Raw genomic sequence first — 23,955 nt, 5'->3', positions numbered from 1 at the left:
GTTACTGAATATATTAAAACGTATACTGAACTGAACCACTAATAAAATCGATATCATCGTCATCAACGTAGCGATCATCACCTACGTTGTTAAAGCGCTCATAGTCAATGCCAAGTGACAGCTGATTGGTTAAATGAATATTAACCCCTACACCATACATTAAGTCTGTACCACGCTCATCATTGTCATAAGAGAATATAGCCTGACTTGCAGAATAGCCTGTTGCTGAAGTTTCAGATTGCCAATGAAAAGCACCTATCATTGCTTTGATATCCAGGTATTCATCTGCCGGGTATAGTGTCACTAACTGTACGGCATAACCTTTAATTTCCCGTGAACCATGAGCTGTTTCCCAGCTACCCTTATAGCCATTTTCAGCATCAGCAGTGGCTTCACCTAAATCATAGTAGCCACCTTGCAGTGCAAAAAAATCATTAAAACGATAGCCTGCAAATGCTTTGTAACCTTGATCTTTTCGATCACAATCCGTTATAGACGACGCAAAACTAGAGTCAACTCCATCACAGCCATCTTGATATTTCGCTAGGCCATACCCTCCACCAACATAAAATCCTTCTCGTTTAGGCAATGAGAATGCATCGTCTGCACTCACTGTTGGGGCGACTAAACATGGTGTAATTAAAAGACCCAGAAGTGTTTTTCTCATAAAATATACCTATACAACAGCTAAACTACAGCTTGTCAGCTATTCCATTGACGCTTAGTATTGCCCCTTACGAACCACTTCAAATACCCTGATAAACTCATGCTTGTATTTATAAAAATGTTTCGTAATAAGGTTTGATTTTTTAAATAAAAAAGCAGGACACTTTACTGTTTTGTTTATGGCTGAACATATTTAACGCATTATATTTCATATAAAAAACGTGAAATAAAACAACCATTATATTTCTCTGCTTCATGACATTAAAACGGATTCAATCTAATCCATTTAAACAACATTTATTTATTACAATTTAAACAAATAATTCAGCAGACTGCACAGTGAATATCTATTTCTCTAACATCATTCAAAAAAATCAAACAAACCATTTCGCTTTAAAAACAAGAACCAATCTATTAAGCAAACCAGTCGACTTATATAGAAAGCATCAAAGCACATCTAAAAACTGAAGTTAAACATATATTTGCGTGACAAAGTCATAAGCATAACATCATCATTTTATAAGTTTATGGAATATCAATTTATAAATAACAAGGCAGTTAAAATAATTAATGAGATATTAAACACACTAAAATACCTTCCTAAAGGTTTAGTTATTGCTAACAGTTTAACGAACATTACCCTGCGTTTATCTTGCTAAGCAGTACATCGTTATCATTAATGTTTATTTCAACGCGATTGGAAGATGGATATAAACAGGTTTGCGCGGATATTGAGATGTATACCCAATACGAAGGGCTTTTAGGTGCGACCATCGAGTGACGAAGTCCCATAAGCCTATATTAGGTGATTGGGGTGAGGAGTGAAGATAACAAAACCTAGAAATCATTCGTGAAGGGTATAGATGTGGTCATCAACACCTACAGTGGACTGTTCGTACATACACAATAAAGGATATAAAACAATCCACTGTAAGTTTTAATCAAGGTATACCTTTTTCCTTAATGATATACATTTTTTATAAGTATATTGACATACTACTTATTAAACACATTTTGAAGTTTAAACTCACCAATAGTGACAAGCTTTCCTGTCTTTTTATCTAATACCTTTGGTAATTTTACTTTAAGCTGCTGGCGATAAGGCACTATGAGACAATCTGGACCATCACTTTTCACTACCATTAAAGTGGCTGGCGTCGTTTCTGTATTTACATATGCCTTAAAAAGGCCTGCATTACAGCCAAAAACAGCCTCTGTCACAAGCTGTTCACCTTTTACAAAATAACCGCCATATAATTCAGTAGACCTCAAACTACTCTGCATACTTTCTGAGGCCATAACGCTAGATGACAGCAATGCACCAACAGCTAATAATGTCTTTACTTTCACAAATAAATTCCTTTTAGTTTAACCTTATTTTATACGCTTCTCAAAGGATCAAAATGATTTTTTAAACGTATTAGTTAAAACAAATTTATCTGCTACAACAAGATTACCTGTTTCTTTATCAATGATTTTTGGTAGTTTTAACTTTAACTGCTGTGGAAAAGGAACCATCATACAATCAATGCCATCTCCTGTTTTCACAACAGTTAGCTTCATGGGTGTATTTGTAGTATCAGCATATACTTTAAATAATCCTGCATTACATGCATATACAGCCGTAGTAACTAACTCATCCCCTTTAATCGAAAATCCACCGTATAAAGTAGCAGGTCCATAGCCATTCGTCACCGTAACATCTTGGGCAAATGCTTGAGTTGATAAAATCACACATGCGGCCATAAGTGATTTAATTTTCATTGATTAGCTCCTTCCATTTCTTATTAATATTAAGCGCACTTTAAAAAAGTGCTTTCAATCAAACAAATAAATATTATTAATCCATCTTATTTTCAAAAAAAAGATGACACTGTAGGGAAGCAAGGAAAAATCTGCAAAAAATGATGACATTTTTCAAAAAAACACCCTTCACGAATCATTTTTATGCTTGCTCTCCTTAATCAACTAGGCTAGCCTCGCTAAAAAATCTTCGTTTTGGCTATAATAGTAAAACGATGCGTCAAACTCCGACACAGATTGCCAAGAAAAAGTGCACTATTATAAATAGTAAACACACCTAATCTTCGCTAATAGCTTCTGCCGAAAAACTGCTAGACAATATGGCAAATGAACACAGTACTGCACAAAGTATCCTTTTCACTGCTTATCCTTACTTATTAACAGCAGGGCCATTATAGATACACAGACAAACAAAACAACCGTATTAATACTTATAAGACATAAGTCGTTTATAAGCTTATATTTTTTATATAAATAGTTTCAACCCACTTGAATTATTTTTAAATACCAATATATCCTATTCTGCTAATAGCAAAGGGTATTTTCACCTATTACATAATAACAGACTACTTCGGCTGTTTTTCACTTTTAAAAGCCCATCTCGATGAACAAAAATCAATCAAAATAAAACTAAAATGCATAACTTCAGCAGTCGATGAATAACTTTCACAAATATTACAAAATATATGTTTATAATAAGTTCATGCCCAACTCGTTTTTCGCTGTTGGCATCAGGAGGCGATGTTGAAAAAACTGATTATCTTTACAGACCTGGATGCAACGTTACTTGATCATAAACACTATGATTTTACAGCTGCCCAGCATGCATTAAACACCATTGCACGACACCAAATCCCGCTGATTCTCAATACCAGTAAAACGGTCGCAGAAACGCATGAAATCCGTAAAAAACTGAATATACATCATCCATTCATCATCGAAAATGGCAGTGGCGTCTGTTACCCGGCAGGCTATTTTTCAACGGAACAACATGACAATACCAATAATGACTGGAAAGTATTATCTTTTGGGTTGAGCTATCAAGACATTCAAAATATATTAACCAAAATCAATCAAATTCAACACTATAAATATCAAAACTTTAACCAGTTGAATCCTGAGGAAATTGCAAAAATCACCGGACTTACGATCGATCAGGCTTGTCTAGCCAAGCAACGCAATGGTACAGAACCCTTTCTCTGGGAAGATACCCCCGAAAATCTTACGACATTTATACAGCTTCTTGAAAATGATCACTTGCACGTTACTCAAGGCGGACGTTTTTATCATATCAGCTCCCCTTGTGATAAAGGCAAAGCGATGTTGCAACTACTTCGTGATTTTCAACGTGCTTATCCACACAATGACTGGCTGACGGTTGCGCTTGGTGATAGCCCGAATGATTACCCCATGTTAGAAAATGCGGATATTGCCGTGGTTATCAAACCATCGACTGAAAAGCCTCCTCTCTCACTCACCAATCACCCTCGGGTTATTTATACCACTAAACCTGGTCCTGAGGGCTGGCAACAAGCAATGGAACAACTATTTAACGAGTTTGCGCTTGATTAAAAAGGAGATAAGTGATGTCTGATTTTTATCAAAATGGCATTGTGACTACTTTACATAACCTCTCATCTCGCTCTGTCCGCGAGCTGGAAAAAGAACTGGTTGCTTTTGCACGTCACCGTCCCATGTCGCTGGTTTTACCCAGCTTGTATTCAGAACTGGCAGAGCCAGCCCTCGCAAAAATTGTTGATGAACTGTGTGAAGTGCCCTACCTGAGCGAAGTGATTATAGGTCTGGATATGGCTGATAAAGAGCAGTTTAATCACGCCAAAGAATATTTTTCACGGCTAAATATTCCCCACCGTGTTTTATGGCATGATGGACCCCGTCTCAAGGCATTGGATACCCTGCTAAGAGAAAAAGGTCTTGCTGCCGTAGAACGAGGAAAAGGTCGCAATGTGTGGTATTGCTATGGTTATGTATTGGCTTCAGGTAAAGCCGAAGCCATTGCCCTACACGATTGTGATATTAAAACGTACTCAAGAGATATGTTAGCACGGCTTTTATATCCCGTGGCTAACCCGAAGTTTAACTATGAATTCTGCAAAGGCTACTACCCTAGAGTCGCTGATGGCCATATCAATGGTAGAGTCAGCCGTTTATTAGTCACTCCCCTACTCCGGGCACTCAAACAAACCCTTGGTCAACTTGACTATTTAGAGTATCTGGATAGCTTCCGTTACCCTTTAGCAGGCGAGTTTGCATTGCGTGTCGACGCCTTAAATGACTTAAGAATACCCAGTGACTGGGGATTGGAAATTGGTGTCTTACTAGAAATAAAACGTAATTTCGCCAATAACCGGATTTGCCAGGTTGATATCGCTGATAACTATGACCACAAACATCAACCTTTATCCGTAGATGACCCTAGTAAAGGCTTAGCCAAAATGAGTATCGATATCTCTAAAGCGATTTTCAGAAAGCTAGCCACACGCGGTAATATTTTTTCGTTGGAAACATTCCGCACGGTTAAAGCAACATACTATCGTATTGCTTTGGATTTTATCGAGTCTTATTATAATGATGCGCTTATTAACGGCCTATCGATTGATCGCCATGAAGAGGAGCAAGCTGTAGAGTTATTTGCTCAAAATATAATGGCGGCAGGTGAAGCATTTCTCAATCACCCTATGCGGCGCCCGTTTATTCCAAGCTGGAACCGAGTGACCAGTGCAATACCTGATTTCCTTGAGCGTTTTTATGATGCTGTTGAGACTGATAATGCCTAAGCAATAAAATAAACGCATGCATTAAAATGACTACATATTCTATGCTACTCTCGTAGCCGACCTTGCCCTCCTTGCCCAAGGAGTAGCATAGAATATCAAGCTATTCAGTGTTAACGAGAAACGGCTGTTACTCAATAAGACACAAGGGGTAGAATTGCTTATTTATCATACCGCATCATCAACGCTCCCATGAGGATGACTCACATGCAGCCAAACGCACTGATAAGGTAACATCTTAAGCGTATCCTGAGCCTCATTTAAGCTCCTATCGCCCATTAGATCAGCGACAACCTGTTCTCCCTCGTCTAATAAATCATTCACGGCTAACTCAACATTTACTGCAGATACATTACACAATGCATAAATGATCTGTTCACGATCCAAACTAACACGTTTAATAATAAATAATGCTTTATTAAGTGATTTAACCGTTTGACCCGCATCAGGGTGAAACGCTGGTTGCTGCTTTCGAATTTGCAATAACCGACTTAATGTATCAAACACTTCTGCATTGGGTGTATTACTGTTAGCTAACCGGGTTTCTAAATCCTTGAGTTGCCAGCGTGTGCGATTAATAGATCGCATACGCCCTGTCCGTTCGACATTAGCTAAATCATTTGGCGTCGCCGTTAAACTATGAATATAAACTGCAGGAATTCCCCGCATCGACAACATAATTATCTGCGAGCAAATAAAGCGGGTAATTTGCCACTCATCAGGACCACGTCGACTGCCCATTAATGCGTCAAATAAAGAAACATTCATTTCATAAGGCGATTCCGTTCCATCGGTATTGGTTTTCATGGTGACAAACCCTCCATACCGACGCACTGTGTCAATCATTTCCTCAACTTCATTTGCCGGTAGTAAATTCTCTACAGGCCTCACGCCAATACCATCATGTGACGCAGTAAAATTTAAATAAGTACAACCTGGGGGTAAAGGTGGAATTTGCTGTGCCCAGCTGGTGAGATAAGCAGCATTACCACGGTAAAGTGCGTGTAATACCATAGGTGGTAAACCAAACTGGTAAACCATGTGAGCTTCATCGCCCATACCAAAATAACTGATGTTTTCTTCAACCGGAACGTTGGTTTCTGTAATTAACACTACTTCTGGAGCAACGCGCTCTAAAACATCCCGCATCAATTTCACCACTTCATGAGTTTGCGGCAAGTGTATACAGGATGTGCCGAGTGACTTCCATAAATAAGCAATGGCATCAAGTCGAAGAAAGCGTGCACCAACAGCTACATAACTGAGGAAAATATCAATAAATTCCAATAGCATGGAGGGGTTATTAAAATTTAAATCAATTTGGTCTTCACTAAACGTTGCCCAAACATGCCTAACACCTCGACGTGTATGCACGGGTACCAGCAAAGGGGTATTTCTTGGTCTAACCACCATAGACACATCAGTGCCTTTATCCTGCTCAATAAAAAAATCCCGCCCAGGTGGCTGATCATTCACAAAATCCATAAACCACACACTTTCCCTGGAGGCGTGGTTAATGACCAAATCAATCATTAAATCAAAGTCATTGTTAATAGCACGTACATCATCCCAAGTACCAAACTCAGGATTCACTTCTCGGTAGTCTATGACTGAAAAGCCATCATCCGAACTAAAGGGAAAAAAAGGTAGGATATGAATTGTCGTAAACAAATCACAGCAATATTCACTTAAAAACTTCTGAAGCATCACTAATGGGCGCTCACCCTCATGCAGGATACTATCCCCATAAGTGATTAAAAATGCATCTTGTTCAGTCCAAAGGCAATCTGGTTTTTCTTTTGTTAAACTCGCATAGCGTCTTACCAAGTCACAAATGCGTTCAACAATAACTTCCGCTTCATCATCACCATACAGAAAACGTACTCGCTCCAGCACACGCTGCTCAAAAGGTGTCATAGGCTACCTATGGCATACAAATAATGCGAACTTTCACTAAAGAAAATTACTGTAAGTCACAAGCCTTAAGTAAAAGCGAAACAGCGACTTACAATAAGATTAAGTCATTTGTTAGTGTAGACGTAAACGGTACAGATTCAGGCAATTTCTGCAAAAAACCTTGGTACAACCTCACTTGCAGGACCATAATGCTGCTCTTTAAATAAAGAGCCAGATACTGATGGCTCTAAATTCAGCTCAACGGTATGTGCACCATGGTGAGAAGCTTCTTGAAAAAAACCTGCAGCGGGATACACATTGCCAGATGTACCAATCGCTACAAAGAGATCACAAGAAGTCAGTGCCGAATAAATAGCATCTAATGCCAGGGGAATTTCGTTAAACCAGACAATATGTGGACGCAAATGACCAGATAATTGACAACAGGGACAAGGCGTCGTCATCTGCAAATCTTCCAAATAAGAAAAAATCTCTCCGCAGCCTTCACAACGAGATTTCAATAACTCACCATGCATATGCACAACTTGTTGACTACCCGCCCGTTCATGAAGATCATCAATATTCTGAGTGACCAATAAATACTGCCCTGAAAAACGTTGCTCAAAAGCAGCCAATGCTTTATGAGCAGCGTTATATGTTATTTCTGGTGATAATAGCTTTTGGCGACGAGCATTATAAAAGTCATGCACTAACGTTGGGTTCCTCCTGAACCCATCAGGTGTCGCTACATCCTCAATACGATGCTCTTCCCATAACCCGTCACTTGCCCGAAATGTGCGAATACCCGATTCAGCGGAAATACCCGACCCAGTTAATACAACAACGGACTGATAGGATGGCATATTCACCTCAACGTCGATGAGTAGAACGATAGGTCACCGTAGTTTTCTGCTTGGCAGGAAGCTTCACTTGCATACGGTTATGACCAATGATTTCAGCCCCTTCTAACAGAGAGAGCGACAATAAAGAAGCATCCTGATCAGCTAATACTAAAGATACTTCTTCTGTCTTACTATTTTGAATTTCAACCTGCCAGTCAATTTGTAATGTGTTTTTATCAATTTGTTTTACATCTTGCTTTTTACGCATAATATCAATATCAAACGACTCTCCTAGCCGCAGTTTAACCTTTTGCCCAGCGCCAGTATCCGCTAAGGATGATTGACCAATCCATTGCGAGCGTCCGCGACTATCTTGCTGAAAAACACGCACTTCGCCTGAGGGTAAATCGCTTTCTGTTGTAAATTCATACAATGTTACTGGTCGTTCATGTTCACTGCTCATCTGTCGGCTAAAGGGCGACGAATAAAAGGCGTGTTCGTAATGACGCTGATACGCAATACCCTGCTCAGAAAGTAATGTCAATTGTTGCTCTGAATGGGCCGGAATAGCAAAAGCCTCTTTAAAGTGGTAAAAGTTCAACTCACCTAAGGCTTCAGGTGGTGCCGCACCTACAGCATCAGGCGCCATTGCCATTTCCATACGAGCACGCTCTTTAAATTTTGGCGAATATGCTGGCATACCGAGATCCCCTGCTGCCAAAGTCACTTCAGCCTGATTGAATTGGGTACGTGTTTTATTGGCCAAAATCGTATTTACTGTAATATTGAGCTTTTTCTGTTCAGGTTCAATCGCAATAGCATAATGGTTAGAATAGGATAAACCTGTCGTCAAATAACGTACTTTGGCCTGCTCAGTATTTTCCTTACCCTGCCACTGCGCCATTAACTGTGGTGTAAAGTTTGCTTTGGGTAAAGTTGCTTTCGGTAAGGCTATTCGTAAACCATTCTGATCACGCAAATCCACCAGCAGGTGTTCTCCATCAGCAACAGAGACAATGCCCAGCTTATTTTCATAGGCCAACAGCGTACCCTGTCGACTACTGCTTAAATAATTGCCTGACTGATACACAGAGACTGACTTGCCTATAACACTTTTCATCAGCTGATCATAAGTTAACGGCTGTCGTGTAAGTTGTACTGACTTGACATAGCCTTGACCTTGAATAGTCAAACTATCCAGCAACACTTGGTCACTAATATTTTGTAAGACAATGGTTTGCACGCCAGGCTTGATCGGCTTATTAAAACCCTGCTCAACCAGAGCAGCATTCGGGTAAAGTGTCAGCGCAGTATGTTCTGCATCTTCTGCCGCATTGAGCGACAAGGTATCAGCAACACTCACTGGACTCATAACTAAAACACTGGAAATACATACCAGCGGTTTAAGCTTATGAACGACTGTGAGGCCCTTATTTAACACTGCTTTTTCTGGTAACCATTCAGGTAACAAAAAATTAGAAAGTTGCATTCACCACCCCTGTTAACATCCCACCTAAGTACAATTCACAGCTTAAATACCCTTCGTTTTGGATACCGCTGAAGCACTATAGGCATGAAAAGGTTAAATCGCGATTAATATCCATTAATCAGACCACGCCAGTGGTGTTTAGTTGTCTTTGATAACCATTCAACGTGTACCAAAAATGCTGGAACAACCAGTAAAATGATCACAGTGCCAAAGGTCAGGCCAAATACAATAGATGTTGCCATTGGAATCAAGAATTGCGCTTGTAATGATGTTTCAAAGAGAATAGGAGTAAGCCCCGCAATCGTTGTGAGTGAGGTTAATAGCACCGCTCGCAAACGTCGACAAGCCGCTTCTACAATCGCCTCATTCACCCCCATGCCTTGCAGGCGTAATTGACGATAAACACTGAGTAACACAATTGAGTCATTAACCACAATGCCCGTTAATCCAAACAGGCCAAATAATGACAAAATCGTCAAATTCATATCCATGATAAAGTGGCCAAAAATAGCCCCTGTTAAGCCAAAAGGGATAGCCATCATTACTGCAAACGGCCAACTATAGGAAGAAAAAACCCACGCTAAAATAATATAAATCAGTAGCAGTGCAATTAAACCACCGAGTACCATATCTTCGAGGGTTTTCCCTTGCTCCGCTGTACGCCCTTCGTAACTTAGGCGAATACCATGGGTTGCTGCTAACTGTGGAAAAAACGTTTGCTGTAGTTGACTCAAAATTTCATTTGTATTCGCCCTATTTTCATCGACATCCGCACTGACAATAATCGCTAACTCACCATCAACACGATTTAAACTGTCTACTCCCCGCCTGATCTCAAAATTGACAATATTGCTTAAAACTTCTGTTGACTGATCAGGTAACACCACAGGCAACTGCTGTAAAGCAGATAAATAATCTTGCTGAGCATCCGATAAACGCAAGCGCACTTCAAGCTCTTCATTGGCATCGTGAAATACTTGAATTCGTCGCCCTTCCAAGGCTGTTCTTAAATAAAGCCCTACCTCATTAAGCGTCAAGCCCAGTGCATACCCTGCAGGTGTCATTGAGTAAATAAGCTGTTCTTTGCCAAAGGGTAAGTCATCTTCGACATTAGTGACCCCCTGAAACTGTCTTAACTTATCTTGTACTTGTTGAGAGCCTGTTTTCAAATCCGTTAAGGATGAGCCTGTCAGTTTAATCTCAATGGCTTTCCCTGGAGGACCTGCACGACGCTGTGTTAATGTAAATTTTTCAACCCCCGCAGGTAGCACAATATGTTGTCGCCACTGTCGAATTATCTCAGCATCACTAAATGATCTCTTATCGGCAGCACTGATTTCCACTTCTACAGAACCTAATTCATCCCCCTCAACTTCTTGCCCGCGAAAACCAAATGAAGCCGCGCGATGAATGACCAATACCTGATCAATAAAAGACTGACCCAGTTGCTGTTCGGTGTAACGCAACTGTTGAACCAGCGTATTTAAAAATTGAGTCACCTCTTGTTGAGACGTTCCTGCTGTAAACTGCACATTGGCACGCAAGCTATTGCCATCAATCGTTGGAAAAAAAGTAAACTTAATATGTTGGGTAATCACTAGGCCAATACTAATCACTAACAAACAGCAGGCTGCGGTAATTGTCAGTCCTCGGTAATGAACGGCACGTTGGATCAAACAACGAAAAAAACCATTGCGAAACTGGCTGAAGTGATTATCAATTGTCTCTCGTAGTTTATAGCGGCGAGACGATAACCCATTCAAACTATGATGTAAGTGGCCAGGCAATATAAAAAAACACTCCAATAGTGATGCCACAATGACACAAATGACGATGATCGGAATATCTCGTAAAATATTGCCGATATCACCTTCTAGAATCAGCAACGGAAGAAATGCCGCTATTGTCGTTAATGATGATGCAACCACTGGCGCTAACATTAAATGCGCACCACTTACTGCTGCATGCAGTGGCGTATCCCCTCCCTGGATCCGCTGCAGTGTATTCTCCCCAACAACAATCGCATCATCAACAATGATCCCCAAGGTCATAATCAAACCAAATAAGCTGACCAAGTTGATGGTGCCACCAATTAAATAAAAAATGGCCAATGCAGATAAAAAAGAAACAGGAATACCTAATGTCACCCACCATGCAACCCTGGCATTTAGAAATAGAAATAGCATGATAATGACTAAGCATAATCCACCCACTCCATTTTTCAGTAATAAGGCAATACGCTCCTGCAAATACTGCCAACGTTCATTAAACACATGTCGGGTAATTCCCTCGGGTAACTCATTAGCAGATGCTGAAAGCCACTGATGTAAAGTTTTTGCGGCTTGAAGGGTGTCATCATTTTCTGTTCTAAGCAGTGTCATTTCAACGGCAGGCATGCCTTCACTACTCAATAAAATCTGATCATCTTTTGGTTGTCGTACCACATCAGCAACATCCCCTAACCTTATCAAGCGACCTTCAGGATCAATCACTAAGGGTAATGCCGCCAGAGCAGCTGGGTCACGTGCTTGACTTAAACTCCGTACAGGTTTGGCTCCTTCCTTTCTTGCTGCAGTGCCCGCAGGTAAATCCACACTACGCTGACTGATCAAGCTATAAAGTGACTGCAAGGTAATACCTAACTCATATAGTTTTTCTGGTGCAACTTTGATTGCTATTTCTTGCTCAGGTAAACCTCTAAAATCGATCTTGCGAATACCTAAACCTAATAACTGTCGTTCAAAGCGGTAAGCCAGTTTACGTAACTCATCTAAACTAACATGACCACGTAGCATCACTTTTGCGATAGGTTCATAACGTACTAATGAGCGTATTTCTGGTTGCTCTGCTGCCTCAGGCCAGTCCCGCAAATTATCAACCACTTGTTTTACATTATCTAAAACATCTGATAATTCAGTCTCCGGCTGAACTTCAATGCGTATTAAACTCACCCCATAGGTTGATGTGGCATAAACTTTATCGATGCCATTTACACCTTTTAAAGCTTGTTCAATCGGCATTGTCATACTACGTTGAATATCCTCAGCCGCAGCTCCACTCCACACAGAAGAAACCGTGACAACATCAACTTCAAAATTCGGAAAAAACTGTGTATTGGTATGCCGCAATGCCCAAAGACCGACAATGATCGCAATTCCCATTAACAAATGCGCAGCAACTCTATGACTCGCTAATAGTGGAATAAATCCAAAAAAAGAGGACTGATCAGTCTTCATTAAGGTACCCTTAATAAAGTGTCATATCCTTTAATAATAGTTAGTTAGGCTAGGGCCTGTTAACACTATTTGAATATCACTGTTATGACGGTAAAAGCACTAATCTAGGCGCGAGAGTGAAGTTTAGTTGTTCTAAATGAACAATGAGCAACAACGAGTAGTGCTTTTACCGTCATAACCCTTCGGGCCGTGATTATTTTTCCACCTAGCAGTGTTACAAGTCATTTATGTAGAATGACTACACAGCATTCCTTGTGCCTTGCTAGGCGAAAAAATAGTCTACGGCAGTGGTGATTCAAATAGTGTTAACAGGCCCTAGGGTAATCTCATATAATTTTCTTTTAAATCACCCTTGCCCAAAGTCTGCATAATGATCGTCGAACACGCCATAAATCCTTCCCTGGTAGCTTGAGAAAGATAGGTTTTTGTTAAATTTGAATGGGTTTGAGAAACAGGTGCAGGGATACACACTATTTTTTAATACAGTTACCGTGTTAGCCCACATTGAACTATTTTTGACAAAGCTAGGCGGCTAAGTCTTCAAGGGAAGATTCAAAGCAAGTTCAAAAGCCTTACTAAAGTGCTGGACAAATGTGCTATTGAAAATGGCTTATGTAAAGTGAATAGTATATACGGTTACTCTGATTTAAGACACTGCTTGGAATATAGCATCTCCTTTTCTAACTAATACAGATGCTTCATAGTGAATGCTATCCAGACAATCCCAGGGTATAATTTTACCTTCCACGTAAACCCCTATAGGTACCATATCTGGCTGTACAGTTAAAGCCGGCGTACCATTGGATGATACTTCACTTTTAGGTTGATCTTGATTTGAAGGTAAAGTTGCAATGAACTTTTCATAGACAACAGGTGCAATATAAAAAGCCCCCTTATAAGTTACACAGAGCAAATCTTCCATGACCACAGACTTACCTCACTTGCTTCAAGATGAGTAACTAGCCGTTAAACCCTGTATAGGGTGCAATATACCCTTCACGAATCAATTTTTGGATTTGTTGTCTTCGCTATGGGTATAAAGTGTTATTGTGACAAGCACTATTACATATTAAATTGATTAACAGACGCTTTCATTACGTTAGTCGCTCGTCCTACTGTAAGTTGATGACGCCTCTTTTCTTTATAGCAACATAGCAACATCTCTTTATGGCAGCATCAGTCAGCAGTATACAGCACCCTCACAGTTAAAATGATACCATTATAGGTATTATAGGTCTTTTACGTTACTTTCAATAAAAAAATACTACACAATAGTGATATTTCTTTTTCCGTGTTCAATCCAACTAGTGAATGCCACAAAACTTTCATTGAATGCCACGAAGTTATCATTGAAAAATTATGCATCTAAAAATCAGGATGATCTCATATAACTTGCGTTTCAAACATCATTGTCTAAAGACTGTATAACACCCGTCAAACACGCAGTCAATCCACCCTTTTAGGCTTGGTTACCATTTCCTTATGGTAAACAGAACAACGGACGTTATCTATCCTTCCTTTGTCTTACAGACCATACATCAAAATATCATATATTCAAAACGAAGGTTTTTTAGCTGGAATAGCCAGCTCTGTTAAGACCAGCGACAACAACCACCCATTAAATAAAATCAACGTACTAAAAGCAAAGAAATTAGTAAGACGTTTGTTGTATATTATATGAATTACTTGCTGTTCTCCCCGATTGCAGAAGTGATACAGTTGTGTTACTTTTAAACAGTACTTTGGAGTAAACTAAAAATAAGAATGAACGGTTACCGGTTTTCTTTGATATACATCAGTAGATTACTATAAACCAGTATATAAGCCAGTAGCATCTATGTAGTATAAAAGAAATTATACAGATAATAGCCAACATATAAAACACTAAAGGATTGGCTAACTCATTAATAAGGCATGTGATGTGATAATACCTGTTATATAAGACTTTTTTCAGATAACAGCGTTTTTATTTATCCTTTGACCTCTCTGTTAGTACTATTTACACAGTATTTATAACGTAAAGTGACACAGACATCCCCACTCAAAGATTTTTTTAAAGAGGCTTGGGTATCAAATAAAGAATATACAAATCACAATATAACAGTTTGAGAAGTGAAAAATGGAAGTTTTATTTATCAATGGCAGTTTGAGTAAAAAATCATACACTCAAGCACTGATCACGTATTTATCTTCTCTTTTTGATCAAACACATCAGCTTCGGGAGTGGTCTTTTAAAGAAACTCCTTTGCCTTTTATGATTCCTGAGCTTTATGGTTGTGACACTCGCACACATCCAAATGAAAATGTGCGTAGTTTTTTTGAGGCAGTTATTTCTGCTAATGTGATTGTTCTAGCAAGCCCAACATATCATGGTACGATCAGTGGTGTACTAAAAAACGCGCTAGACTATCTACAAAAAGGCATTTTTTCAGGAAAAACGGTCGTGGCCATCAGTGTTGGTGGTGGTATCAGAGTCAGTGCCCAGACATGCGAGGCTATTCGCTCAGTAGTAAGAGCATTAGGCTCAAACTGTTTGGTTGATGCTATTGCATCGGGCGCCCCGGATTTTACAGAAAATGAAAATGTTATAAAACTAATAGATCCAGTCATTCAATCACGATGTAGGGCTATCGTCGATGAAATCCTAAGTCGACACCAATGTAAGAGCTAAAACATGGATACGGTCAATATTAAATCAATAGCCAGTACAAAAGATTGCTTTAAGGGTCAAGCACTTAATATTTTAGAACGTTTTCGATCATTAATTGTGGGTACTGATCTGATCCAGGTTCCCTCACGTTTTGCTGAAGGGGGACAGGTATTCGCAAAACTTGAAAACCAGAATTATGGAGAAACGATTAAAGCACGAGCAGTATATGCCATGATGGCAAAGGTCGTTGCTGAAAAAACTGAGGCTGAGCTGAGAAATACACATATACTAGAATACACTGGCGGCACATTAGGTGTTTGTCTTGCCATGCTATGCCAGCAGCTTGGTATCAAATTAACATTAGTGCTTCTTGATAAAACCGCAGACTCACTTACTCAGCAAATGGTAAATTGCGGCGCAAACATTATTAAGGTTCCGGCTAAAGCTGGTTTTTACCAAGTCATGGAAACAGCAAAGGCGCTATCCGCAGATCCTAAATATACTTTTCTTTATCAACATGAAAATCTGGCTAATCAAGCGTTTCATAAAAAACAAACCTCAGTAGAAATAATACAGCAATTAGAGGCTAAAGGAATAAAAAACCTCAAAGCATGGTGCGCGTCAATAGGAACAGCCGGCACACTCATGGGCGTTGGATTAGGGCTTAAAGAACGCTGGTCTTCCTGTGAAATCTACGGAGTAACGCCATCTGAGCTACCCTATGGAAGTTATAGTGAGCCTAATGGTCTGCCAAAATACCTTGGCTCTGGAGGTATTGGCTATGGTATTAAACAACGGTTTGTTCGTGAAAACGAGCATATGGTTAAGGGCCATTTTCACTATAGCTTTAAGCAATCCATAGATGCAGTAAAGCAGATTTATGCATTAACGGGCTTAAAAGTAGGCTCATCGTCTGGCGCTAATTGGCTTGCTGCCACCCTATTAGCTCGTGGATTAAAAGAACATGAATGTGTGGTTACAATATTTCCTTCAGGAACAAATAGCAGTGAATGGCCAAAGGTTATTGGTTCAAGCTCAACTCATGGTGAAACAGGATAAAACTTAGGGGTGAAATACAGGTAGGTTGTCTATTTATCTATAGCTAAGTGTACTAATCATGAGAAAAAACCTATTGATTATTGATCGCAGTGGAATGACGCATTATCTGCGAAAAGAGGGTTGCTCTGCCTTTGATCGATCATTGTATCGTGTGGTTGTCATAACCAATGCCACAAAAGCATACTCGTTTAATACACAATTTTATGACGATATTTATATTTGGGACACTGATAACGATGAATCTGGTCTTATTGATTTTGCTATGCAACTTCATCAAACAACTCCTTTTGCTAGAGTGATTGCATTTTCTGAACGGTTGTTATTACCAGCTGCTCAAATTAGACAGCTGATAGGATGCGAGGGAGACCGATATAATGACGTTATTGGTTTTCGTGATAAACATGCTATGCATCGTATTGCAAAAGAGTTTTCTCTTAAGGTACCTAACCAATGGCTTGCAAGTGAATACCAAAACTGTCTTCCTGTCGTAGAAAAACATTTAAAGCTTATCATTAAGCCAAGAAGTGGTATGGGTTCTAGAGGCATTTGGATAGTCGACAATAAGAGTATGTTGCATCAGGTAATGGCTGACATCCAATCTCAAGGGGAAGACTTAGACCATTATGTAATTGAAACCTATATTGAAGGTAGTGTATTTCATGTAGATTCAGTGATCGCCAATGGAAATGTTATTTTTGAGGTTGCTTTCGAATATCTAACACCTCCTGTACAGTTCACTGACTCTAAACCACGTGCCGCGATGTTGGTATCAGATCCTCAAACGGCCCAGGCAATTTATTCTGAAAACCAACAAGTTGTTGTTGCCTTTGATATTAAAAATGGGGTAACCCACACAGAGTTCTTTTTAACACCATCTGGAGATGTCATCTTTGGTGAAGTAGCAAAGCGAGTGGGTGGTGGTGTCATCAGTGAAGCCATTTATCAGTTGATGGGTGTTGACCTAAATAACGCCTTAGCACAATCACAGCTGGGTAATGAAATTACCCTATCTCATCATAGTGAATTGCACTATGGCGGATGGTTAAAGTTTCATCCTCGTCCAATGACTATCAATAAAATTTCAGATATCAGTGAGTTTAGCGAGGACTGGATTAAGTATGCCATCATAAAAAAGAAGGTGGGTGACCCACTGTCAGCGCCCTATATGACAGGTGATTCTATCGCTGATTTTGTAATAGCCGCGCCCAATGAACCTCTGTTAAGGTCAAGAATAAACAGTGTAATAAATACATTTTACTGCGAGTAATCTAATGAAAAAGGTTGCATTAATTGGTGGTTGGGATGCATTGGTTGATTTGGTAACAGATCTTGGCTATGAATTATACCTTTATTATTTTGACAACGATTCATACTCCGAACCATATTTAAATCGTTGCAGCCTGGCTGTTAAAATGCCCAGCGAAAACCGAGAGGCATTATTAACAACAGTTTCATCCCATCACAAAAAATATCACTATGACCTTATTTACTCTCACAAAGAACTATTGCAAGAGACTACATCATTTATATCCGAAACGTTAGGTGTAAATGGTTTAAATCAACAAGCCGTTAAATTATTTAGAAATAAGTTCGAATTTAGAAAGCTGCTAGAAAACCTAGGAGATTATACTGTTCGTTGGGCTAAAGTTGATTCACAAGCACAAGTAAGCCAGTTTTTGAATAACATTAAGGGCCCTATTATTGTAAAGCCTTATGATGGTATGGGGAGCCGTCGAATACGAAAACTGACTGAAAACGATAACCTTAACATACCAGATAACCTTGACATAACAAATGGATCATTATTTATCGCCGAAGAGTATATTGCAGGAAAAGAGTACAGTGCAGAGTTTATTTCAATTGATGGAAAGCATCACCTTGTTGGCATAACAAGTAAAACCACCTCAGAATCACCCTATTTTTTTGAAATAAGCCATACGTTTCCTGCATCTTTACCGGCTGGTATGCTAACTGAGGTTTGTTCAGCAATTAGTGCCATGTTAACTCAAGCAAAGTATGATTATGGTGCTTCTCATACTGAGTTTAAATTAAATGATAGTAGAGTTGTCTTAATTGAGTCTCACACCCGCGTTGCAGGAGATAAGATTCCTATTTTAATAAAAGAATCTTGTGGTTATGATATTATTCGCGAAAATTTGCAAACATTATTGAGAGAATCCTCCCAAGCTCCACCTAATAATCAATTTTGGCAACCAACATCAATTGTGTATTTTTATGGAGAAGGCGGAACGCTTTCTCAAGATACATTTTTGGATACAATTAAAAATGAGTGTGGAGAGAAACTATTGCTCTTGAAATTTGATTATAACGTTGGGGACTTATTACCCGAAACAGTTAGTTCATCCACACGGTATGGTTTCGTCATTATCACCAACACTAACAGTGAACTATTAAGCAATATTATTCATTTATTTAACTTAAGTGAACATTTACACCCTAGTTAAGTGATATACCCAATACGAATGGTTTTTAGATGCGGCCATCAAGTGACGAAGCCCCATGGGCCTATATAAATAGGTGATTGGGGTGAGGAGTGAAGATAACAAAACCTAGAAATCATTCGCTGTGGGTATAGTTTAGCCGCAACCTGAGACTGAGCACATTATGGAAAATATTCTTTTTATCGAAACCCGAGGAATGAATCCCACTGGCGTATTAAAAGAAGCCATTTCATGTGGGTACCACCCAATAGTAGCCACTGCGCAAAGTAACATCTGGAGAAAGCACTTAGCTGAACAGGCTATTGAGTGTACACTGATTCAAGTCGATGAACTCACAGCTGAAGCTATTTTATCCGCGCTAGCCACTCAGCCTATAGCCGTGATTACGCTTTCTGATCAATACCTTGAAATTGGTGCAAAAGTTGCCCAGTACTTATCTCTTCCTCATACATCAGCAGATGTAGTCGCTAATTGTCGTGACAAATATACTACCCGAAAGCTAGTAAGCCAAACGTCAGTTAAACAACCACTATTCATTAAACTTTCTGATTTGAACGACTTAAACACAGTCAACCTAAAACACGCAATAGGTTTCCCACTTATTTTTAAGCCACTATTTGGGCATAGTTCACTGGGTGTTCAAACATTTTACTCACAGCAAGAAGTTGATGAATTTTTTAGTCAGCCGTCGTTTACCTTCGATTTTCCATATATTGTAGAGAAACTAATAGAAAATGCTGAGTTATTCAGTGTTGAAGGGTTTATTGATCCTCTTGGTGTTCACTTTTTAGGCTGTAGTAGCCGTATACTAGGTGGCGAAGGAAATTGTGTTGAGCTTGGCGGGATATTTCCTTATCCGGAGTACGCAAAAGCATTATATACAGCAAGCAAGAAAGTTATCGGTGCGATTGGCATGACATTCGGTGCATTTCACATTGAATATCTGGTTAAAAATGAGGACGTGTATTTAGTAGAAGTCAACCCAAGGTTTCCCAATGGGCCTGCACCGAGTAATATTTCAAGAGCACTGGGTGTATCTTTGGATAGGCTGATACTCGAATTATTTATTAATGGCTGCTGTAAAAACCGACCAGTACCCACTGGTTATGCCATAGCCAGAGCTATTTACTCAGAAAAAGAAGGAAATGTAACTCATATCGATGTTCCCGAGAATTTGGATGCCGAGGTGTTTATATCTGAATCAGCACCTTTTCATGTATCAGCGCTTAAGAGCAATGCTGACAGATTTGGTTTTTTGATCACTTCTGCAGATGACCTATCTGGCTTGGATAGTAAAGTCAGCAAGTTGATGCAACTTATTAAAATACAATTTTCAGCATAAATTCAATCATATAGGTGTCTAACATGGTGTATAGCCCAAGAGATGTAAAACTCATTAGGCTGGCTTCCATACCCTGGGGATTTCTGCTACTCAATGGAATAACGTTCCCCTTCCTTATTTATAAAGGACTTTCAGTTAGTGAAGTTTTTATTATTCAAAGTGTTTTATCACTTTCAGTAGTCGTTACGGAAGTGCCTAGCGGACTGTTTACTGACAAATTTGGCAATAAGACAGCGCTAATCGTAGCGGGAATGTTCAAGGGTATTGGCGGGATGATGGTTTGGGCAATGGAAGGTTTTTGGCCCATGATCATAGCCTGGATATTTATTGGACTGGCCAATAGTTTTTATTCTGGCACGAATATGTCAGTCATTTACCGCTCTTCATTGAAGCAAGAGAAAAAGACCGTTTTTGTCTCTGATATTTATCAGTGGGGAAATTTCAGTTTTTATATTGCTATTTTCCTTGGCGCCTGGATATCAAAATATTCTATTGACCTTGCAGCACTTATTAATGGCATAGTAGCATGCACACCTGCGTTAATTTTTGCTTTTATATCACGCGACTCACGATTTACAATCGAACAAAAAGACAATAAAGACAATAAAGACAAAGAAGACTCGATATTTACTAAAATTAAAATGTCACTTACTTTTTCTCTCCATAAAGGGCATATAATTTCACTGTTTATTTTTTCTGCCATTTTTTGCATTATTGTTCGACAGTCAACCAATATCGTTCAAATATTTTTGATGGATAAAGGGTTTGAAGTCCAACATATAGGGCTGATTGTAGGTGGTTTGGGCTTACTTGGTCTTGCTGTGACAAAACTGATCTCTAAAAAAGTATTATCGCTTTCTATTCGCCAAACCTTAATACTGATTGCAGCACTGGTATTATCAGCATTAGCTCTATTTAAACAGGGTTTCGTATTAGTTTTTATTGTTGGTGTACTGGTATTGGAAGTCGTTAAATACTTGTTGGAAGTCTATATTGTTGACTCTATTAATCGTTCATACAAGGGCAAAATGATTGCGTCATTAAACTCTGTTCTGAGCTTAGTTAAACGCTTTGCCGTTATGCTGTTTGCTCCCGTTATAGGCATCATGATAGAAACGAAGGGGTTTGAAACTACGCTCACCAACCTAACATACTTTTATATATTAATGTCAGCGATTGTTATAGCTGCTATCGTGTTTTATAGCCTAAAGAAACCAGCCGTCAGCGAAAATTCGAATATATTAAGGTAACGCCACTTATGAAGAAGAGTAAAATTGCACAAAGTGTCCCTGCTTTTTCAGAGTATGAAAAAACGCTGCACGCCAGCTTTGAGCAGCATTATAAAGAAGGTCGTGATGGTTGGTCAGGTGCTGAGGCGAGCCGAAAAACCACTGTGAAACTACTTGATATGCTCAGCCCGGCTTCATCAGTATTGGACATAGGCTGTGGCAAAGGATTTGAGTCAAGAGTAATCGCAGAAAAAGGACACCAGGTATTAGGTATTGACCTTATTGATAGCTTTGAACAGCCAACGGATCAGTCGCTTAATTTGAGCTTTCAGGTTGGTAACTTCCTCGATGATAAACTAAAACTCGGAAAGTTCGATGCCATTCTTGATAACGGCTGTTTTCACCATCAGCACCCCTCTCTTTACTTACCCTATCTACACAAGGTTCATGAATGTTTAAATAATGGCGGGCTTTTTGCCATCAGTATTTTTGCGACAGAAGATGAGTTCCAGAAAAAGGGCGATTTACATGTCCATAAAGACGGCAGACTCGGTAAAGAGTTTGGAGAACATGAGATAGCTGAGCTTTTTTCAAAAGTAGGTTTTAAGTCAGTCTATAAAGAGCGCTATATCCGAGATAACATTCCGCTGCCTAATTATTTATGCATATTTCAGAAGCGATTGTGTTTATAGCGCTTTCAAACGTTGTGTTTTAAGTTATGGACATATATGAATCCATGGGGGGGGATCTCATATGGTCAAATTAAGTTTTTTGGTTATGGCTGATTTCTCAGTCATAGACATATGACATATATGATACCCTTTTTTAATTGCCTCCCCCTAGGAGTCCATTTGGAACCCAAACAATATTACAAAGCAGTGACATTTCTTTTTCCATTTTCAACACGCCTGATGAAGTCCTCAATAATAAGCTCATAAAGCTGAGCCCCTAAAAAGCCATCCTCAACGCCATAATCAATACTCGGATTATCATTTACTTCGATAACCGCTACACGATCATCAAATGCTTTAATATCTACCCCATATAACCCATCACCTATTAAGTTAGCCGCTTTTACAGCCGCTTTAATCACCTGTTTTGGCACTTCATACGTAGGAATAGTCTCGAAGTCACCGCTCTCTACTTGTGACGTATTATGCTGGTATATCTGCCAGTGATCCCTGGCCATAAAATACTTACAGGCATAAATTGGTTTACCTTGTAACACGCCTATCCTCCAGTCAAATGGCGTATACATATATTCCTGAGCCAATAACAAGGCTGACTGTTTAAACAGTTCTTTCAAGTGCTCCTGCAGCTCTGACGAGCCAGTCACCTTTACAACACCTCTGGAAAAGGAGCCGTCGGGTATTTTTAATACTAAAGGAAAACCAAGTGTTGCTTCCAACTGATCTATTTGTGCTTTATGGTTACGCATAAGCAGGATAGTTTTTGGACTTGGCACATGATGTGTTCTAAACAAATCAGCTAAAAACACCTTATTCGTACAACGCATAATAGATAGAGGATCATCGATTACTACCACCCCTTCAGCTTCCGCTTTTTTGGCAAACAAAAAAGTATGGTGGTCAATAGCCGTCGTTTCACGAATAAATAACATGTCGTACTCTGAGAGCCTCAAAAAATCTTTAGGCTGAATTAAGTCTACAGAAACACCAAGCCGTTTTCCTGCTTTAATGAACTGCTTTAGCGCCATCTTATCGCTGGGTGGAAATGCTTCTTCAGGATTATGCAGTATCGCCATGTCATAACGATACCGCTTGGCCAGCTTGGGCTTTCGCCATATTTTACGGCTATATTCATCGAGCGCTTCAGCAAACAGTGTCTCTTCCTCATCCGTTAAACTTGTTGGTGAAATTGCTTTTAATGACGTTACCAGCCAATGACCTGCTTTATCCTTTGCCAGAGAAAGCTGCATAACCGGACACTGAAAGCGCTCAAACAGTAATCTTGCAATAGGCTGTACTGACTCCTGAGGCGTTGTACCAAAATAGCATTTAAAATCTATATGCTCTCGTGTCTCTTTCTTTAAATGTTTCAAGGCAATATGCGCATCAGGCTCCATTAGCTCTAGATCAATAGCATAGATTTTTCGCTTGCGTAAATCATTCAGTGTCTTCACTGAAGGTATGACATGATGGCCCCGAGCTTCAGCAAGTAATGAACAATAATAACCTTTACTTAAATATTTATAACCCCGACACAAATTGAGCACACGAACACGCGCCTTCTTTTTTGACATAGACAGCGATACATAGTCTTCAAACGTAATCACATCCTCACTGGGATAAAAAGCCTTCCAGTCTTTGATTGATTCAACAACGATATACAAAAGAGACATAATCTCACGAGCCTTAGATTATTCAGCCAATAAAATTAGTTATTATTTTGAGCACTATACACCTGACAGCTTAATACGCCCTCGACAGCCTTTTTACATATAAATGACTGGCACCCTTCTCTTC

General features: G+C 39.4%; 18 protein-coding genes. 9 read left to right on the top strand and 9 right to left on the bottom strand.

What is annotated here, in order from left to right; translation table 11 throughout:
* Positions 1 to 13 precede the first annotated feature (13 nt).
* The 3 genes from KHS79_RS10200 to KHS79_RS10190 form a co-directional block, all read right to left on the bottom strand.
* On the bottom strand, positions 14 to 667 hold the full coding sequence (locus KHS79_RS10200) for an outer membrane beta-barrel protein (RefSeq protein WP_094787182.1): 654 nt from the start codon (positions 665 to 667) through the stop codon (positions 14 to 16).
* A gap of 995 nt (positions 668 to 1,662) precedes the next feature.
* Positions 1,663 to 2,016, bottom strand: coding sequence for a hypothetical protein (locus tag KHS79_RS10195; RefSeq protein WP_094787181.1), 354 nt, complete (start codon positions 2,014 to 2,016; stop codon positions 1,663 to 1,665).
* Positions 2,017 to 2,064: 48 nt separating this feature from the next.
* Positions 2,065 to 2,430, bottom strand: a complete 366-nt coding sequence (locus KHS79_RS10190; protein WP_094787180.1) for a hypothetical protein — start codon at positions 2,428 to 2,430, stop codon at positions 2,065 to 2,067.
* Positions 2,431 to 3,210: 780 nt separating this feature from the next.
* Between KHS79_RS10190 and KHS79_RS10185 the strand changes: the two genes are divergently transcribed.
* Both KHS79_RS10185 and KHS79_RS10180 read left to right on the top strand, forming a co-directional pair.
* Positions 3,211 to 4,041 (top strand): HAD-IIB family hydrolase, encoded by an 831-nt coding sequence (locus KHS79_RS10185; RefSeq protein WP_212718673.1) that lies wholly within the window; start codon positions 3,211 to 3,213, stop codon positions 4,039 to 4,041.
* 14 nt (positions 4,042 to 4,055) lie between these two features.
* Positions 4,056 to 5,267: a glycosyltransferase family protein gene (locus tag KHS79_RS10180; RefSeq protein ID WP_027709559.1), complete on the top strand. Its 1,212-nt coding sequence runs from the start codon at positions 4,056 to 4,058 to the stop codon at positions 5,265 to 5,267.
* Positions 5,268 to 5,432: 165 nt separating this feature from the next.
* On the opposite strand, the gene KHS79_RS10175 is transcribed toward KHS79_RS10180, so the two are convergent.
* The 5 genes from KHS79_RS10175 to KHS79_RS10155 all read right to left on the bottom strand — a co-directional run bounded on the left by KHS79_RS10175 (position 5,433) and on the right by KHS79_RS10155 (position 13,649).
* Entirely contained in the window at positions 5,433 to 7,181 is a 1,749-nt protein-coding gene (locus KHS79_RS10175) for a sugar phosphorylase (protein ID WP_212718672.1), read from the bottom strand.
* Positions 7,182 to 7,318: 137 nt separating this feature from the next.
* Complete coding sequence (gene cobB, locus KHS79_RS10170) at positions 7,319 to 8,023, bottom strand: Sir2 family NAD+-dependent deacetylase (RefSeq protein ID WP_212718671.1); 705 nt, start codon at positions 8,021 to 8,023, stop codon at positions 7,319 to 7,321.
* A 7-nt stretch (positions 8,024 to 8,030) separates the two neighbouring features.
* On the bottom strand, positions 8,031 to 9,491 hold the full coding sequence (locus KHS79_RS10165; protein ID WP_212718670.1) for a DUF4139 domain-containing protein: 1,461 nt from the start codon (positions 9,489 to 9,491) through the stop codon (positions 8,031 to 8,033).
* A gap of 104 nt (positions 9,492 to 9,595) precedes the next feature.
* Positions 9,596 to 12,727, bottom strand: coding sequence for an efflux RND transporter permease subunit (locus KHS79_RS10160; protein WP_212718669.1), 3,132 nt, complete (start codon positions 12,725 to 12,727; stop codon positions 9,596 to 9,598).
* Between the two features lie 646 nt (positions 12,728 to 13,373).
* The gene (locus KHS79_RS10155; protein WP_027709556.1) at positions 13,374 to 13,649 is read right to left on the bottom strand and encodes a hypothetical protein; all 276 of its coding nucleotides are present in this window, start codon (positions 13,647 to 13,649) and stop codon (positions 13,374 to 13,376) included.
* A gap of 1,197 nt (positions 13,650 to 14,846) precedes the next feature.
* Between KHS79_RS10155 and KHS79_RS10150 the strand changes: the two genes are divergently transcribed.
* The 7 genes from KHS79_RS10150 to KHS79_RS10120 all read left to right on the top strand — a co-directional run bounded on the left by KHS79_RS10150 (position 14,847) and on the right by KHS79_RS10120 (position 22,161).
* Complete coding sequence (locus KHS79_RS10150) at positions 14,847 to 15,398, top strand: NADPH-dependent FMN reductase (protein ID WP_212718667.1); 552 nt, start codon at positions 14,847 to 14,849, stop codon at positions 15,396 to 15,398.
* Between the two features lie 3 nt (positions 15,399 to 15,401).
* A complete protein-coding gene (locus KHS79_RS10145) occupies positions 15,402 to 16,436 on the top strand; it encodes a pyridoxal-phosphate dependent enzyme (RefSeq protein WP_094787172.1) in 1,035 nt (344 codons plus the stop codon).
* 58 nt (positions 16,437 to 16,494) lie between these two features.
* Positions 16,495 to 17,703 carry an ATP-grasp domain-containing protein gene (locus KHS79_RS10140; protein WP_212718665.1) on the top strand — a complete coding sequence of 403 codons (1,209 nt, stop codon included), beginning with the start codon at positions 16,495 to 16,497 and terminating at the stop codon, positions 17,701 to 17,703.
* 4 nt (positions 17,704 to 17,707) lie between these two features.
* Complete coding sequence (locus KHS79_RS10135; protein ID WP_212718663.1) at positions 17,708 to 18,901, top strand: ATP-grasp domain-containing protein; 1,194 nt, start codon at positions 17,708 to 17,710, stop codon at positions 18,899 to 18,901.
* A 160-nt stretch (positions 18,902 to 19,061) separates the two neighbouring features.
* Positions 19,062 to 20,240: an ATP-grasp domain-containing protein gene (locus KHS79_RS10130; protein WP_212718660.1), complete on the top strand. Its 1,179-nt coding sequence runs from the start codon at positions 19,062 to 19,064 to the stop codon at positions 20,238 to 20,240.
* 23 nt (positions 20,241 to 20,263) lie between these two features.
* On the top strand, positions 20,264 to 21,490 hold the full coding sequence (locus tag KHS79_RS10125; protein WP_212718659.1) for an MFS transporter: 1,227 nt from the start codon (positions 20,264 to 20,266) through the stop codon (positions 21,488 to 21,490).
* Between the two features lie 8 nt (positions 21,491 to 21,498).
* The gene (locus KHS79_RS10120; protein WP_212718657.1) at positions 21,499 to 22,161 is read left to right on the top strand and encodes a class I SAM-dependent methyltransferase; all 663 of its coding nucleotides are present in this window, start codon (positions 21,499 to 21,501) and stop codon (positions 22,159 to 22,161) included.
* 176 nt (positions 22,162 to 22,337) lie between these two features.
* Here KHS79_RS10120 and KHS79_RS10115 read toward each other — a convergent pair whose 3' ends face one another.
* Entirely contained in the window at positions 22,338 to 23,831 is a 1,494-nt protein-coding gene (locus KHS79_RS10115; RefSeq protein WP_212718655.1) for a RimK family protein, read from the bottom strand.
* Positions 23,832 to 23,955 lie beyond the last annotated feature (124 nt).

Source organism: Zooshikella ganghwensis, assembly GCF_018263875.1.
GTDB lineage: Bacteria > Pseudomonadota > Gammaproteobacteria > Pseudomonadales > Zooshikellaceae > Zooshikella > Zooshikella ganghwensis.
The sequence above is the reverse complement of the archived record's forward strand: the minus strand, read 5'-3'. Positions and strand labels throughout refer to the sequence as shown.